Annotated in this window: 15 protein-coding genes and 5 tRNA genes; 8 read left to right on the top strand and 12 right to left on the bottom strand. The window is 37.2% G+C overall.

Annotated features, from left to right (window positions below):
- The 5 genes from PRVXH_RS06060 to surE all read right to left on the bottom strand — a co-directional run bounded on the left by PRVXH_RS06060 (position 1) and on the right by surE (position 4582).
- Positions 1-1098: a DnaD domain protein gene (locus tag PRVXH_RS06060; RefSeq protein WP_353894407.1), complete on the bottom strand. Its 1098-nt coding sequence runs from the start codon at positions 1096-1098 to the stop codon at positions 1-3.
- A 62-nt stretch (positions 1099-1160) separates the two neighbouring features.
- The gene (locus tag PRVXH_RS06055) at positions 1161-2204 is read right to left on the bottom strand and encodes an N-acetylmuramoyl-L-alanine amidase (RefSeq protein WP_353894406.1); all 1044 of its coding nucleotides are present in this window, start codon (positions 2202-2204) and stop codon (positions 1161-1163) included.
- 158 nt (positions 2205-2362) lie between these two features.
- The gene (locus PRVXH_RS06050; RefSeq protein ID WP_353894405.1) at positions 2363-2920 is read right to left on the bottom strand and encodes a hypothetical protein; all 558 of its coding nucleotides are present in this window, start codon (positions 2918-2920) and stop codon (positions 2363-2365) included.
- 140 nt (positions 2921-3060) lie between these two features.
- Positions 3061-3738, bottom strand: coding sequence for a deoxyribose-phosphate aldolase (deoC, locus tag PRVXH_RS06045; RefSeq protein ID WP_353894404.1), 678 nt, complete (start codon positions 3736-3738; stop codon positions 3061-3063).
- Between the two features lie 91 nt (positions 3739-3829).
- Entirely contained in the window at positions 3830-4582 is a 753-nt protein-coding gene (gene surE, locus PRVXH_RS06040; RefSeq protein ID WP_353894403.1) for a 5'/3'-nucleotidase SurE, read from the bottom strand.
- A 120-nt stretch (positions 4583-4702) separates the two neighbouring features.
- On the opposite strand from surE, the gene PRVXH_RS06035 reads away from it, so the two are divergent.
- On the top strand, positions 4703-5272 hold the full coding sequence (locus PRVXH_RS06035) for a YhcN/YlaJ family sporulation lipoprotein (RefSeq protein WP_353894402.1): 570 nt from the start codon (positions 4703-4705) through the stop codon (positions 5270-5272).
- 113 nt (positions 5273-5385) lie between these two features.
- Positions 5386-5613, top strand: a complete 228-nt coding sequence (locus tag PRVXH_RS06030; protein WP_353894401.1) for an alpha/beta-type small acid-soluble spore protein — start codon at positions 5386-5388, stop codon at positions 5611-5613.
- A gap of 25 nt (positions 5614-5638) precedes the next feature.
- Here PRVXH_RS06030 and PRVXH_RS06025 read toward each other — a convergent pair whose 3' ends face one another.
- The 3 genes from PRVXH_RS06025 to PRVXH_RS06015 form a co-directional block, all read right to left on the bottom strand.
- Positions 5639-6001, bottom strand: a complete 363-nt coding sequence (locus tag PRVXH_RS06025) for a hypothetical protein (protein ID WP_353894400.1) — start codon at positions 5999-6001, stop codon at positions 5639-5641.
- Between the two features lie 79 nt (positions 6002-6080).
- Positions 6081-7847 carry an ATP-binding protein gene (locus tag PRVXH_RS06020; RefSeq protein WP_353894399.1) on the bottom strand — a complete coding sequence of 589 codons (1767 nt, stop codon included), beginning with the start codon at positions 7845-7847 and terminating at the stop codon, positions 6081-6083.
- A 73-nt stretch (positions 7848-7920) separates the two neighbouring features.
- A complete protein-coding gene (locus PRVXH_RS06015; RefSeq protein WP_353894398.1) occupies positions 7921-8595 on the bottom strand; it encodes a hypothetical protein in 675 nt (224 codons plus the stop codon).
- Positions 8596-8666: 71 nt separating this feature from the next.
- Here PRVXH_RS06015 and PRVXH_RS06010 point away from each other — a divergent pair, with 71 nt between their 5' ends.
- From PRVXH_RS06010 to PRVXH_RS05985, 6 genes are all read left to right on the top strand, one after another.
- Positions 8667-9227 carry a hypothetical protein gene (locus tag PRVXH_RS06010; RefSeq protein ID WP_353894397.1) on the top strand — a complete coding sequence of 187 codons (561 nt, stop codon included), beginning with the start codon at positions 8667-8669 and terminating at the stop codon, positions 9225-9227.
- A gap of 130 nt (positions 9228-9357) precedes the next feature.
- Positions 9358-9434: transfer RNA gene (locus PRVXH_RS06005), tRNA-Pro, on the top strand.
- Between the two features lie 12 nt (positions 9435-9446).
- Positions 9447-9522, top strand: a tRNA-Thr gene (locus tag PRVXH_RS06000).
- A 6-nt stretch (positions 9523-9528) separates the two neighbouring features.
- A tRNA-Tyr gene (locus PRVXH_RS05995) sits at positions 9529-9614 on the top strand.
- Positions 9615-9620: 6 nt separating this feature from the next.
- A tRNA-Gln gene (locus PRVXH_RS05990) sits at positions 9621-9696 on the top strand.
- A gap of 21 nt (positions 9697-9717) precedes the next feature.
- A tRNA-Lys gene (locus tag PRVXH_RS05985) sits at positions 9718-9793 on the top strand.
- Positions 9794-11051: 1258 nt separating this feature from the next.
- Here PRVXH_RS05985 and PRVXH_RS05980 read toward each other — a convergent pair.
- The 4 genes from PRVXH_RS05980 to PRVXH_RS05965 form a co-directional block, all read right to left on the bottom strand.
- Complete coding sequence (locus tag PRVXH_RS05980) at positions 11052-11828, bottom strand: protein-glutamate O-methyltransferase CheR (protein ID WP_353894396.1); 777 nt, start codon at positions 11826-11828, stop codon at positions 11052-11054.
- 1497 nt (positions 11829-13325) lie between these two features.
- Entirely contained in the window at positions 13326-14726 is a 1401-nt protein-coding gene (locus PRVXH_RS05975) for a sodium/glutamate symporter (RefSeq protein ID WP_353894395.1), read from the bottom strand.
- A 90-nt stretch (positions 14727-14816) separates the two neighbouring features.
- Positions 14817-15266 carry an SRPBCC family protein gene (locus PRVXH_RS05970; protein WP_353894394.1) on the bottom strand — a complete coding sequence of 150 codons (450 nt, stop codon included), beginning with the start codon at positions 15264-15266 and terminating at the stop codon, positions 14817-14819.
- Positions 15267-15278: 12 nt separating this feature from the next.
- A complete protein-coding gene (locus PRVXH_RS05965; protein ID WP_353894393.1) occupies positions 15279-16526 on the bottom strand; it encodes an acetylornithine/succinylornithine family transaminase in 1248 nt (415 codons plus the stop codon).
- Between the last annotated feature and the right edge of the window lie 24 nt (positions 16527-16550).

Raw genomic sequence — 16550 nt, 5'->3', positions numbered from 1 at the left:
TTAATTACCCCCTTCGTAGCTAACCTTTTTCTTTTCTATAGCTTCTTCTAACTCAGATTTTGACCGCCGCTGGCTGTATTTTTTCCCAGTTTTTGTTGCAGCGTCAGACTGTTTTTTATCTGTATAGAACAGGTTCTTTTCTACATCATCGCAAGTTTTTACGTTTGCTTTAATTAAGTTATTCATCCACTTATTCATATAGGCAATGGTTGGAGAACCTTTCCCCTTATACAAGCCTTTGCGTATCACTTGTTTTATGCCTTCTTTTATAATGTCCTCACTTAAGCCTTGGCCTTTTTGTGGGGCAAGCCAACTATTAACCATAGCCCGTTCTTCAGGTGTTAAAGAATCGTAGTCTTTATTGAGTTCTTTTTCAACCATGCGATATACTTTCCAGTTTCGTTTAAATTCTTCATCTTTAACATAAAGGTCTTTAAATGTTCGAATACCTTTTAACTGCCAGTCCTTGACTATTTTATCTGTATAGTTACTTGGACAACCTCTTATGCCGGACATTTCCACTTTCTTTTTGGTTCGCCTGATAAGTTCTTCCATAAGCTCGATATCTTTAATTTGCTCAAACCAATAATCAAACTTTTGACGCAGTTCTTTTGTCCCCCTAAAATTACACTCTGACATAAACCTAGCCACAATCTCGTCTTCTTTTTGCGCTATTGTAGGCTGAGTAGGTGGCTTTGTATAGGTTATATCTTTGGTATCTTCTTTTTGGGCTTCCTCAAAATAGTCGTCTAGTAAAGTGAAGAATCGTTTTTTGGTCTCTATTTCTATATACTCATTGTCCTTTACAAACTTAATAAACTGGTCAGTAGCCATAGGCTCTTTTAAAACCAGTTTATTGTCTTTCTTTTCTAATAATTTGTATTTTTTCAATAGGGTTAACGATGTCTTGCCAGTACTTTCTCTCATTTGAAGCTGTAAATATAGGTCCTTTATGGATAAAGACTTTTTGTTTTCTACACAATGCTTTAAGTAAATCCATAAAGATACAGCCTCGTAACCTATAAGAGGTACATATAATTCTAAAAGCTGATGTTTTATTATGGTATCTTTTTTGTTGTTGTCGTCTAAGATAAACACTATTACTCCTCCTTGCTACAAACAAGGTAAATTATACATGAAATATTGAGATATGAAAAGAACTAATTAGTAAAAAAGTTCTCTATTCCTTCTGCCAATGATTGGGCTATTTTCTCTATCATCTGGGGGTCTGAGAGTAAACGCTCTTCCTCTGGGTTTGTTATGAACATAAGTTCAACTAATGCACCTATGAATTCTTCACTTCTTAACACATTAAAGTTAGCTGAATGTACACCTCTATCTCTACGGCCTAAATCGTTTGTCAGCTGATTTTGTATGGTTTTGGCAAACTTTTTGTTATTGTGACCTTGCAAAGTGTTAGGACGATAAAAAGTTTCAATACCTCCTACATAAGGGTAATCGCTGGCGTTGTTATGAATAGAAAGAACTACATGCGCTCCAAACTCCTCTGCTATGTAAACTCTCTCCCATAAATCCTGCAAATATGAAGAAGGATAAGGTCTTGAATCTCCCTCTCTTGTTAATAGAACGTTTGCACCTTTATCTTCTAAAATCTCTTTAAGCCTAAGAGATATATTTAACACTACATCTTTTTCTAATAGACCTGATGGTCCGATAGCTCCTCCGTCGGGTTGGCCATGACCAGGGTCGATAACAATGTTTTTTCCCTCCAGGCCCCAATTTAGTTTAGTGATAAATATACCATCCTCGCTAATTCTTGTATTATAGGGTCCAAGGCGCTCTAAAGGTAAAGCAAACTGGATAGTGTTTGAAGCATTCTGATTTACAGTAACAACATCTGAAAGGTGTGTTTTCTCGCTAAAATCCTCGGTATGGTAAGTGTCTGTGATTGTTAGCATAAGTTTTCCATCGTTGTTATGCACTTGTACTTTTTCATTATCTAAGTTGGCGAACTTAAAAGCCAAAACTCGGTTGTTATCACTATCATTAGTTGCTTTAAAACCAACAAAATGATTGGCCCTGTCAGAACTAAATACATGAGGCTGTGGAAGAGATGGTTCTGATGTTGAAAAAAACATCGATGAACCTGTAATTAGGGCTGCGACAATAAAAAGTAGACTTAAGAAAATTAACTTTGGTTTAATACTGCGTTTTTTAGGTTGATTAAATAGCTTTTGTGCCATGGTCTTTCCTCCATTTGGTTGTACATTTCTACATTAAATTTTGTTTTTTGTAAAGCTTTCTGTAAAATACTTTTTTCGACAAAACATTGCTAAAACCCTTTAAAATTAATATTTGAATTTAAAAAAGGCCACCTCCTTTTTGAGGTAGCCTTTACATTTTACTTGCCTATGGTGGCTGAGCTAATTATATGGGAAAATTTATCGCTATAGTATTCAGTATCTCCATCTTGAGGGTAGGTCATGGTAATTAATACATAGTAATGACGATCGTTGTCGGGATTTACATATTCATAATATAGTTGTTCTTTATATACATCTGTTCCTTCTTCAGTAGCAGTTATCTTTACATGGGCCGCTTTTTCATCAAGGCCAGTAACTTCAACATCTTGTAGATCTACTATAGCATCTTCACTAGCGTCGGTTAGTCTCCTCACGTTAGGATGTGTGGTGGAAAACCATATCTCAAAATGACCATTATCATCTTCAAACTCTTCTAACGTTGCTCTAGAGCGAGTATTTTCCCATCCTTTTTGCGGAACATCTATCGTAAGTTTTAAGGAGTCAACAACCAACGGGATAAACTCTGCATTTTCATCGACCTGCTCCTCCTCTTTTTCTTGAGGATCCTCTGCTTCCACAGGCTCGCTAGGCCCACAACCTATCGCTAATGTTGATAGCAGAGTTAATACTAATAATAAAAACCATATTTTTTTCACATAAACCCCTCCTCTATAACTCTTTGTTATTAGAATATTCTACAAAAACGATAAGATTCCTTCTTTTTTGTAACTTTTTTGCAATAAAAAAAGAGCCCTCTATTGACCGGACTCTGTTTTGTAACTTGTGTGTAACAATTTTAGTAATCGGAATTTCCTGATGCGGAACCTTTTACAATGTCTATGCTGCTAGATGCTCCTATTCTAGTAGCTCCGCTATCAACCATTTCTTTTGCTGTTTTTTGATCTCTTACCCCACCTGAAGCCTTAACTCCAATTTCAGGGCCTACTGTATCTCGCATAAGTTTAATATGCTCTTTAGTTGCACCACCAGTACCGAAGCCTGTGGAAGTTTTGACAAAGTTGGCATTTGCCTGCACAGAAAACTCACATGCTTTGACAATTTCTTCATCAGTTAAATAACAAGTCTCTAAAATTACCTTTACCGTAACACCATTTGCAGCTTGTACCACTGCTTTAATATCTTCTTGGACATAATCGTAGTTTTGAGACTTCATTTGTCCGACATTTAACACCATGTCTATTTCAGTTGCCCCTTTTGCAATGGCATCTTTTGTTTCAAAAGCTTTTGTTTCAGATGTTGAGGCACCTAGTGGAAATCCAATAACCGTAGTAATCCCTACATTTGTTCCTTTAAGCTCCTTTTTAGCTTGTTCTATGTAACTTGGGTTTACGCATACGGTGGCAAAGTTATACTCCTTTGCCTCTTTGCAGAGCTTTGTCACCTGTTCTTTTGTAGATTGTGCTTTAAGTAAAGTATGGTCAATCATGCTAGCTAATTTTTGATCAAAGTTCATTTACTTAACTCCCCTTTCATGTATTGTTGTAAGACATCTGACAAGCTTATTATATTTCTTTTTATGTAATTTTTCAAGTTTATGCAAGTTGCTATTTCCATTTTTCTATAATTTCTAACAACCTATAATTTGTAAAATCAAAGTGTATTGGACATATCGAGACGTAGTTTTCTGATACAGCGTACACATCAGACTTTTCATTGCTTATGTCTTGATTAACTTCGCCTGATAGCCAGTAATATGGTCTTCCTCTAGGGTCTTCTCTTTTTTGAAATGGGTTGTTATAACGTACTTTGCCTAAGGTTGTATATTTTATTCCTTTAATTTTATCCTCTTTTTCGGTAGGAACATTTATATTTACAAGAGTATCTTTAGGCACTTTATTTTTCTGCATCAGCTCGGCATAATGACAGGCTATTTTTGCACTATATGAAAAATCTAGCTTTTCTGTTCCCGCTAATGAAACTGCTATAGCAGGGACACCAGAGACTGCCCCCTCTATAGCTGCAGATACAGTACCTGAGTATAATACATCTGTTCCTAAATTGGGGCCGAGGTTAATTCCGGATATCACCAAATCCACCTCTTCATCTATTAGTTCAGATAAGCCTAGCTTTACGCAATCTGTGGGAGTTCCATCGACAGCCCATGCACTAGCTTTATCCCACTTTAAAACTTTAGTCGTTCTCAGAGGATGGTGTAGGGTAATTGCTTGTCCACTGGCGCTTCTTTCTCTATCTGGCGCTACTACATAAATATCATGCCCTTTGTCAATTAAGTGATTTACTAGAGCATCGATGCCTTTTGCGTATATACCGTCATCGTTTGTTACAAGTATTTTCATACAACTCAGCTCCTTTTTTGAAAAAATTTTACAAAGTTAACTTTATTACACAGTATAACGGATTTCTTTGGTGGAAAATATATAAATGAACATGTTTAATTATAAAGGAGGTTTAACAAAATGAAAAATATCAAGATTGTCTTGATATTAGTTCTTGTATTGTCTTTGACACTTTTGGTTGGTTGTAGAATCAACCCTAGTCCTGCACCTGCTCCTGAGCAGCCGGAAAACCAAAATATGCAACCTACTGAAAGAGACACCCCAACCGACCCCGATATGTCACCTAGAAATATCGAAAACCCGGATCAACAACGGCTTCCTGATCAAGGCCAAACCAGGCCAAATGATGGTATGATGACAGAGGAAAATATAGCTGAAGATATTGCTAACAGCGTTAGCAATATGGCGGGTGTAGAAAGAGCTGACGTGGTTGTTGTGGGGAATATGGCTCTTATAGGTATCAGAACTGAAGTTGACGATAGTGATGATATCAAAAATAAAGTAACTTCTGAAGTAGAAGGACAGCACGAAAATATAGAACAGGCAATTGTAACTGCTGATCCAGATTTAACCGAGCGAATTGGCAGAGTTGCTGATCAGCAGCGAGGTGGAGAGCCGACAAGCCAGTTACTTGAGGAAATAAATAACATTATAAGAGAAGTTAGACCAGACGCTGACACTGCTCAATAACAAGAAAAGTGCCTGTAAAGGGCGCTTTTTTGTTTTTGCAGGGATAAGAGTAATTATCTTCTAGGATAGTATTGTAATTAAAAGCAGAAAATATACCTAGGAGGTGGTTTTAGATGGCTGCAAGAAGACGCAGAAGGAGCATACTTCCAGAGGAAGTATTAGACCAGTTTAAGTACGAAGTTGCAGATCAGCTAGGTCTAAAGCAAAAAATAGAAAACGTGGGTTGGGGAAATATGAGTTCTTATGAATGTGGTAAAATTGGTGGTAGAATTGGAGGAGCAATGGTTAAGTCTATAATCAGAGACGCACAAAAACAAATGATGGAAAAGGGAGAACTTTAAAAGTTCTCCCTTTAATATTGGTTTTTTATAGTAACAAGTCGTTTAACGAGCTGCTCTTTTTTATTTTTATTGACTGACCACAATAGAAGCATTGGATAGCTTCTTCATGAACAGTGTATTCATCATAGTATAATTTTTTGCTACAGGAATAGCATTTAATCGGACTTATAATTCCACCGATATAAACAATACCATCATAAAGCTTAAAGTACTTTTCGTCTATTAAGTCGCCAGGCATTGTGCTAAATTTTTCTACAACGTCACCATCTACATAATCAATTTTCTGCTTTCCCAAATAAACATCTGGGTGCTGCTTAAAAAAAACCACAACATAGTCGTTTTTAACATCAACAGACAGTTGGCTTTCATCGATTAGCTTTAATATCATGTTTTTCCCCCACCTTTATCAAGCTTTTATTAATTACTATTAAAAACTTGATAAAAGATGCTTAAGTTGTAAAAGTATTTTAATTTAATTTGTCATTTAAATCTACGGGCAAAGTTATTATGACTTTAGTACCTTGGTTTAGTTTTGAAATAACCTCTATATTTCCTTTTAACTTATTGATAATACAGTTGCAATAATAAAGTCCTAATCCATGATTGTTGTTATCTTTAGTAGTAAAATAAGGGTCAAAGATTTTTAAATATTTATCTTTTTCTATTCCTACACCATCATCTATTATTTCAATCTTTATATCATTTCCCTTTATACACCCTTGTATATCAAGTTTCCCAGCGCCTTCTTTTTCCATAATTGCTTCTACCGCATTTTCCATTATGTAGTTTAGACATATGTTTATAAGTCTAGGCTCAACTAGGGCTTTTAACTCAGGGGCATTTAACTTAAAATCAATGTTAGGGAATCTAACTTGGTACTGTTTAATGAGGTCTTGTAGTAGCTTTGACATGTTTATCCATTTAAGCCTAGCTTTATTAAGTGAACTGTTTGCAGTTATAGTCAGTCGCTCTAAGCTTGTATCGGTTTGTTTAAGGGATTCATCTATATTGTCTAAATAATATAATAACGTATCCCTTTCAAGTTCGCCCTTTTCAACATTTTGCCTAGCAAGCTGCAAAAATCCAAGGGCTACCGTCAATGGGTTCTTCATCTCATTTGCGGTACCTGCTGCCAACTGTTCTAAAGATTCAAGCTTATTTCTAATACTTTCTTCTTCTTGTTTTGCCATCTCTTCTGTAGCATCTTTAATTAGAATTATTGAGGACACTAACTTGTCTTTTAAAGGTCTATTTTCTGACTCTATTTTTAGGTAGTTAAGACTGTAGTATTTATCAGTTTCAGAGTCAAAATAGTGGTCAACAAAATCTTGAATCCCCTGGCAACTGTCAATGTAACGTCCTAAGAATGTGTTAGGAAATATTTCTGTCACTGGTTTGCCAATAACGTTTTTTGATGTGGTGTTTGCAATTTCTAATATTTTGTCATTAAAAGCTAGGATGTTATTCCTTTTATCTAGGGCTATAAATCCGTAATTATTAGTTTCTATAAAATAGTTTAGGGATTCTTTGTAAATCTTTTTATTTTTGCCGATATCCATAGCGCCATTAAGCTTTAGAATACAGGCTATACAAAGAACGTATCCTAAAATTACACCAGATATAGAAAGTAAAAGACCATTATTTAAAAACGCCTGATGTAATTCAATGATTGCTAAAATACCCATAAACTGAACTATGTAAAATGTAAGTGCCCAAGATAGGTTTATAATGCTAGTTAATTTAGTCTTAGTGTGGGCGTACACATTTAGGTGCAAAATATAGTGATTAAGAATTGCGTAGGTGGAAAGAGTTAAAAACACAAGTAGCATTGTATTGCTATAGTATGAAGAAAACAGGGTATAGATCACTCCAGCTATTATTAAAGGAAAAGTCTGTCGCCCTACCAACTTAATATGTCTAATGCCCAAGTCGTTTTTGTCTAAAAGTGCTGAAATAGTTAAGGTTATGGTATAAGCGGTAACTGCCGGGAAAATGCCGTCATTAATTATAAAAAAACTGCTAATTATTAACGGCATATCAAAAGCTACAAAAAGTGAGCCGTAAACTCTAGCCCTATACATATCCACAGCCACAAGAATCATTACTAAGAAAATAATTTGGGTTATATTAGCAAAAGACGGTGTATTTACAAATATAGTGCTTAAAATATACACCACAAGACAAACAAAAAAAACAATAGAAAGAAATTCGTTTATTTTTTTTAATTTACTCAAGAAATCACACCCTCATCTAATAACCACATTATCACAATCAGTAATATTCTGTATTTTTTGCTGTTCTCCTGCTTTATTTTATATTTTTTTGGAAAATTTCCAAAGTACTGCCATCACTAATTATATTTATATAGTTTTCCTGAGAAACTGCTATAAAAGTTTCATCGGTAGAGCTATTTTCCACAGGGCCAGTGTAGAAAAAGTTTTCTAACGTAAATTTATCCATAGACCATGGATATAATTCGGTGCTGTCTGAGATAACAAATTGAAAGTCATGGTACATATCTAGATTTTCTAAGCATGCTTCTTCTCCGATAACTAAAAAGTTTAATCTATTAGCTTTTATCATTATGGCGTTTGGGTCTATAACATCAATATAAGAATTTTCGCTAAGAGTTAGGTGACTGCCAATAGTAAGTATGTCAAACTTTTTAAGGTCTTGTGGCTTATAAATATAGATAGAAGAAAATTCTTCTAAGTTGATATTAAAAGATTTTAGATCGTCGTAGCCACCTAAGAATATTAGATGCTCTTTGTTTCTTGTATTTACTATTATTAACGGGCTATCATTAACATTGAAGATTTGTAAATAGTAATAATAAGGTTTATTTGGCTTTTGATTTCTATCAATAAAATCGTCGTTCCATACGCTTACTGGGTTTGGGCTATCTATCATAAAAACAACCAGTAAAGCTAAAGCAGTTGGAATGACAATTATTTTTAGTCTTCTATATATTTTATTTATCAAAGTCTTCCCCCCTAAGATATTGATGTTTTTTTATATATTCAGTATAATGTTATAGATGGAGGTGAGTTTTTATGACTCGACAAACTGAAACAAATAAAACAAACAAAAATAATGGAAAAGTTAGAATAAAAATGAATCCGGTGCTTTTAAAAATCTTAAGATTTACTTGGATTCCTGTTTTATGTGTTGTGCTATTCACTATTGGGATGCAGGTTGGAATTAGTTACATTTGGGAGGCAGGAGATGTAAGGACTGATCCTGTGCTAAATACAGTGTCAGCTGTATGGGGCGAGAGCGAAGAATCTGAAGAAGGCTATATAGTGAGTTTTAATTGGACAAAAAATGAAGAGCTTGCCGCTGAAGTTGTAAAAGATAGAGATGGAGATACTGCAACCTTATCTGTAAAGTCTCACGATGGTTCAACTTCTTCTTTTGATGTGGGGTACGAAACTGTTAAAGATGAAGATGATGTTGTTATCCAAAGATACCTAACTGTAAATGGTGATAAGGTAAGAAGTGTTGAAGGCGATGAAATGGTGGTTCAGTATAACCTACCAGGCGATCGTATAGAGTATAACCTCTTTTCTAAGGAAATGTGGTCTGGATTTTGGGATGCCATTAAAAATTTCTAGAAATCTTTTACATTATAAAAACTAATTTATGTGGAATAATACTATTAGATAAAAGTTAATGTTTTTTCTTAAAAAAATTGTTTTAACCCTTGACGATGATCAAAAAATGTTTTATACTAAATATCGTTGTCGGGGCGTAGCGCAGTTTGGTAGCGCATCTGGTTTGGGACCAGAGGGTCGGGGGTTCAAATCCCTCCGCCCCGACCAATGAAGGAACAGGCCGACGTAGCTCAATTGGCAGAGCAGCTCACTTGTAATGAGCAGGTTGCGGGTTCGAGTCCCATCGCCGGCTCCAAAACATGGAGAGGTTCCCGAGTTGGCCAAAGGGGGCAGACTGTAAATCTGCTGGCTCCGCCTTCACTGGTTCGAATCCAGTCCTCTCCACCATAATGTTGGGCCGTCGCCAAGTCGGTAAGGCACGGGACTTTGACTCCCGCATGCGTAGGTTCGAGTCCTGCCGGCCCAGCCATTTTTTTTTGCCTAAATATGAGAGCCATTAGCTCAGTCGGTAGAGCACCTGACTTTTAATCAGGGTGTCCCGTGTTCGAATCGCGGATGGCTCACCAAAATTCTACCTACAAATCGCGTTAAGATATAATCTTAACGCGATTTTTTTTGTTTTTATATGAAGCAGTTGGTTAGGAATTCAAACTTTAAACTTGCAAATTGAAAAGTCCCTTCCGAAGTTAGTACATACTACAAAAAACTTAATTGGCCACGGTAATGATTACGAAATAAGCTACATGCTGGGTCCAAACCCATTCATATGTGGTGAGCATATTGGAAAGACCCGGTAAGACACGAGCAATTAAACCACTATAAACAAATAGGGATCCCTTATTAATTGATAATGTCATCCTGAGGCACACCGAAGGATCTAGCCCACAAGGGCGCAAGACCCACCAAACGAACTCCAGCTTCCACCCTTCCACCTTCCACTTCATCAACGATAAAACTTAATTGGCCACGATAAAGATTACGATACTAGTGGTAATAAGTAATTTGAGGTCGGAGTTGGCAACAAAGAACATAACACCCTAGACTTTAGTTGCGGGTTTGGGAGAACTGCCATATTGGCTAGCCATTTACTGATGGGTTGACACAGAGGTCAACCCCTACCTCTTCGAGGGATGCAGGTTTCTGATTCTGGGCTATAAGAGCCCCCTTCCCTCCACGCGAGTAGGGGGCGACCTCTGTATCGCCCCATCTAATATGGTTAACAGCTGACCACCACCTAAAAGCCCGGAATTCGATGATTTCTGTACAGGAGTTCAAAGGCGAATTTACAATTTACAATTAAATAATGTTAGGTGATATTAAGTCGGAAATTTAACATACTTTAAAGACCATAAAACCTTAATTGGCCACTGTAATGATTACGATACTGGCTACATGCTGGGTCCAAACCCATTCATGTGTGGTATCCATATTGGAAAGACCCGGTTTTAAATACAGCAGGTATAAAATACAAATGCTACTGCAGTTTAGCTAAAACCATTTGTTTCCAGACCCAGCAGAGTTAGCAAGTTTTAAACATGCCCTTTGTCCCAGCAGAATAAGCAAGTTTATACGTTTACGCGGCCAGTTGCTTTTATATTGGTTCTGCTTTAGAGTCAGCGGAAAGTTGGTTGGCAGAAAGTTGGACAGTTAGACATGAGTTCAAGGCTTTTTAGTCAAAAAACTAGTGAGCATAAAATGCTCACTAGTTTTTTTCCATTCCTATCTTCTATCCCCTATCTTCTATCCCCTATCTTCTATCCCCTATCTTCTATCCCCTATCTCCTATCTCCTATCTCCTATCTCCTATCTCCTATCCCCTATCCCCTATGAGTTAACTTTTTTATAAAAAAATGTGTCTAGTGATTTAAACGATAGGTTGCTGGCGAAAAATATTTGTTCTGTGCTGCCTACAAATAATATTCCGTTATCCTTTAATGATTGGTTAAATCTTTTGTATACTTCTTTTTTAGTTGACTCCTTAAAATAGATCATTACATTTCTGCAAAGTATTAAGTCAAAGTCTGTGGGGTAGGAGTTTTCTAAAAGATTGTGTTTTTGAAATTTTATATACCTTTTTAGCTTAGGATCTACGGTAAAGGTTTCGCCATTTATATTTAAGTATTTATGGTGTTTTTCTGGTATACCTTCTTTTTCTTTAATGTTAAACTTACCCTGTCTAGCTTTGTTTAAAACTTTTTCATCTAAATCAGTAGCTAATATCTCGTACTTTAACCCTTGGCTCTCAAAAAGCATGGCAAGTGAATATGGTTCTTGTCCCGTCGAGCATGCCGCACTCCATACTTTTATTTTATCTGTACCAGCTGTTATAAGCGGAAGTATTTTTTGATCTAAAACCTCCCACCTCTCTCCATTTCTAAAAAACTCTGATACGTTGATGGTCATTCTGTCTAAGAACTCTTCTAAGTCCGTTGGTGAGGTTTTTATTAGGTTTATGTACTCATCATAGGTGTTAAGCGACTTCTTCTCTATAAGGGAATCTAGACGTCTTTTCATCTGTTTTTCTTTATAGCTGCTTAGGTCAATTCCTGTAAGTTTAAATATTTTTGACATAAATTCATTATAGTTATGCTGATCTAACATTATGTAGGCCTCCTGTATTAAGTTGTTCGGATAGTTATTCGATGTTTAGAGGCTGAAATCCTTTTTTGGAAGTGACAATGTAGTAGTGGTAATAAGTAATTTGAGGTCGGAGGTTGGTATCTAAAACCTAAAGACACAAACCTTTATTGGCCACGGTAATGATTACGAAATAAGCTACATGCTTGGTCCAACCCCATCCATGTATGTGTCCAGATCTGAAAGACCCGGTAAAACACGAGCAATTACACCACTATAAACAAAATAGGAACCCTTATTAATTTATAATGTCATCCTGAGGCACTCCGAAGGATCTAGCCCACAAGGGCGCAAGACCCACAAAACGAACTCCAGCTTACACTTTCTACTTTCTACTCTCCAACTTTCTACCTTCCACTTTCTACTTAATCAGCCACGGTAATGATTACGAAATAGCTACATGAGTAGTGGTAATAAGTAATTTGAGGTCGGAGTTTGGTGGTCATTGCCATATTGGGTAGCCATTTGCTGATGGGTTGACACAGAGGTCAACCCTTACCTCTTCGAGGGAGAGGCTTAAGATATGGCTATCTTTGATTCCTGTCCTGCTCTGCCCTCTGAAGGTGCTCATAATATTATTTTAGGGTTTGATTGGCGAGAAGCGTTTTTGAACCATGTGAAGGGTTTTATGGCTTTGGGCCATCCCTAACTGGTTTGCAGAGACAGTACCCCCCATTACTGGCGACCCATAAGCCATAAAGCACAAGCATTGGTGAAACAGCTGATCACCACCCAAAATCCCGGGATAATATTGTGAGTACCTGGCCCTAGTTGAAAAGGAGTTTAAAAGACCCTAAAACCTTAATTGGCCACGGTAAACATCACGAAATAAGCTACATGCTGGGTCCAAACCCGTTCATTTATCGTACCCATATTGGAAAGACCCTGTTTTAATAAAAACTCATTATGACATTTACACCATCTCACATCCCTGTTTCCTGATCTGCCCACTTAAGGTGCTCATAATATTATTTTAGGGTTTGATTGGTGGGAAGCGTTTTTAAACCATGTGAAGGGTTTTATGGCTTTGGGCCGTCCCTAACTGGTTTGCAGAGACAGTACCCCCCATTACTGGCGACCCATAAGCCATAAAGCACAAGCATTGGTGAAACAGTTGATCACCACCCAAAATCCCGGGATAATATTGTGAGTACCTGGCCCTAGTTGGTTAGCAAAAGGTTGGTTAGTGGGCAGGAGTTCTAGTCAAAAAAACTAGTGAGCATAAAATGCTCACTAGTTTTTTATCCATTTCTATCTTCTATCTTCTATCTTCTATCTTCTATCTTCTATCTTCTATCTTCTATCCCCTATCCCCTATCCCCTATCCCCTATCCCCTATCCCCTATCTCCTATCTCCTATCCCCTATCTCCTATCTCCTATCCCCAATCCCCTATCTCCTATCTTCTATCTTCTATCTCCTATCTTCTATCTTCTATCTCCTATCTTCTATCTCCTATCTCCTATCTCCTAAAATAAAAAAGTCCAAACAGCAACAGTATCAGCGTGATTGAGCCTGTGAATATTAGTATGCTTGTGGCGCCGAATTGGTGGATTAGTGGGACTGAGGCTGCTGTAAATAGGCCTCCTCCTACAAATGGTTCAAAGAGCAGTTGCTTATAGCCAAAGCTTTCTAAGGCTGGGGACTTATTTTCGGGGTCTGTTACCCTCATTAGCATCAGTCCTGTTGCAGTTACTCCCATAGACTGTCCAAAGTCTCCTATTCCTCTTTCAAACCAGTATGAGGGTAATATCCTAGGGGCAAGTACTAAAAAGCCAAATACAGTCCATAAAATCCCTCCTAAAGCTAAAACTGTAAAAGGCACTATGTTATCGGCAATGACTGAAAGTTGTAACGTGGCCAAAGCACCTACTATAAGGATATCTAGCGCTAGTCCTTGAATCCTGGTAATTAAGTCTGTATCTAGCGTGTTATATCTATCTGTTTTATCTAGCACATACTGGGTGATTATCCCTCCTAGCATTGCTAAAGGAAATAATGGCACATAGGCAAATAAATACACTCCCGTAGCAGCACCCCAAGTAACTGCTTCTAGCCAGATAAATGCCTGCAAAATTGCAAATCCAATTAAAATTGATATGGCAATGTAGCCAAAATGTAGCGAAAGTGGCTCTATAGACTCTGCTCTAGTGCTCAAAAATCCTGCTGGATGCCTTTGGTCTAACTCTGTAAGCCCTTTTCTCTCTGCCTCATCTCTAGACTCTACATTGTTTTTTGTCTTGATTTTACCTTGTCTAATGCCCCAATTTATTAAAACTATTCCTATCATCGCACCCCCTAACACTCCTACTGTTGCAAGACCTATGGCCAGTGCTTCGCCATCTTCAAATCCCATTTCCACAAAGGTATCACCTAGACCTGCTGCTGTACCATGTCCTCCTACAAAACCTATTTCAATAAGTGCTCCAGCTAAGGGACTTACTCCAAAAACAGGGCCTAGAAATAAAATTACAAGCAGTAGCCCTACTACATATTGTCCAAAGGAAATAATATATCCTAACACTACCTGTGGCCCTGCAAGTTCCCAAACTTTATTTATGCTGGGTAGCGTTTTTCCTAAAAATAGTGCGGCAAATACTACATTTATCATTAATGATGGCAAAGCGCTCCAAGTCCTTATACTATGAGCTGGAAAAACCCCTGCCTCAAACCAGTGAAATATAGAAGATAAATCTAGGTTCCCTAAAACTTCTGGACCTAATATTAAAGCCAAAAACCCTGCTATCAGCGAGCTAGGCAAAAATAAGTTCTGTAAAATCGGAGTCTTTACCCTTATCCATTTACCAACTACTAATAATAGTCCTAATAACAATAAACTAAAACCTATTGCCCCTGCAGTCATTTGTAGTCCTCCTTTTTTTGTATTATTTACTGGAACGTGTAAAAGTATTTAACTAGGATAGTTTTTGCAATTAAAAAAATTCCTCAATAGCTAAGCTACTGAGGAATTTTCTATTTCTTGCTTGATAGCAGTGAGCATATCATCGCAGTTTTGTTTTATTATAATCTTTGCAATTGGATTTAATAATGATGCTATCATAGGAACCCCAAACTCAAAATCTACATCTAGGGTAACCTTGACTTGTTCACCCTCTTTAACTAACCTCCAACTGCCTTCAAACTTTTTAAGATCCCCTTCAACTAAGGAGTAAGTAATTGTAAAGTTATTTGGATCAAAAATGTCTTTTTCCTTCCAGTTAAAAGGCTTGCCTTTTAGCTCTGTTTTCCAATGGGTTATGGTATAATCTTCCCCGCGTTCTAGCACTTCTACAGAGTTTACGTTTTCCATAAAGTTTGAATAACCTTCCATGTCGCTAACAATTTTATAAACTTTATCTATATCCTCTGTTTCTATGTTTACACTGGTTTCAATATACGGCATAGTTCTCCTCCTTTATAAGGCTTCAGCAAAAGGCTGAGTAGTTTTTAAACTTTCTTCTAATATAGATAGCACTTTATCTATTTCTTCTTTTGTAATGGTCAACGGTGGCTCTATTCGAATTATTTTTTCGTTGTTTAAGGTATAGGCTACTAAAAGACCACGTTGGATAGCCTCGCTCATTAACATTCCTCCTATACCTTCCTTTGTGAATTCAAGGCCTAAAAGCAGACCTTTTCCTCTTGATTCTTCAATTAACTCAGGGTAATTCTCTTGTAGCTTTTTTAAACCCTGCAAGAAATATGCCCCTTTTTCTGCAGTATCTTCTATAAGGTTATTCTTCTCGATATAGTTAATAGTTGCCATGGCAGCGACACATGCTAGCGGATTGCCACCAAAAGTAGATGTGTGAAGCATAGGTGCATCTATATAATGTTGCCAAAGCTTATCTGTAGCCACATACGCACCTATTGGCATAATTCCTCCGCCTAAAGCCTTTGCTAGACAAATAATGTCGGGAGTTATTTTATAATGCTCGCAGGCGAACATTTTTCCTGTTCTAGCCATTCCCGTTTGAACTTCGTCAGCTATCAGCAGGATCTTTTCTTTGTCGCAAAGCTTGCGAAGTTCTTCTATGTAATTATCTGGCGGTAGTATAACCCCACCTTCCCCTTGTATTATTTCTATAATGATAGCAGCGGTATCGGTGGACACTGCCTCTTTAACGGCCTCTATATCTCCAAAAGGAACATGCTTAAAGCCCGGAAGTAGTGGCTTAAAGGGTTCTTTAAATAAATCCCTTCCTGTGGCACTTAAAGCTCCTAGAGATTTACCATGGAACCCTCCTTTTGTGGCGATAATTTCTTTTTTTCCTGTAGCAATCTTAGCAAGCTTTAACGCTCCTTCAACAGCCTCAGTGCCGCTGTTGCAGATAAATGAGTATTTTAGATCACCAGGGGTGATTTCTGCTAACATTTCACTTAGTTGAGCCATCGGTCTGTTGATAAGTATTTTAGATGAAAGCGCCATTTTATCTAACTGTGATTTTACCGCTTCCACTACCTCTTTGTTCCGGTGGCCAACATTAATAGAGCCATATCCCCCTAGACAGTCTATATATTTTTTGCCTTCGTTGTCATAGATGTATATTCCTTCTGCTTTTTCTTCTGTAGTTGCTAGTCCCATAAACTTAAATAATCTTGCCATAGCTGGGTTAACATACTCTTCATATTGATTTAAAGTTTTATCGATAGTATCAGGCATCTAAAAACCTCCTTTATACTTAAT

Origin of the sequence: Proteinivorax hydrogeniformans (assembly GCF_040515995.1) — a bacterium.
GTDB classification, from domain to species: Bacteria; Bacillota; Proteinivoracia; order Proteinivoracales; family Proteinivoracaceae; genus Proteinivorax; species Proteinivorax hydrogeniformans.
This window is presented reverse-complemented; position numbering and strand designations above follow the sequence as displayed.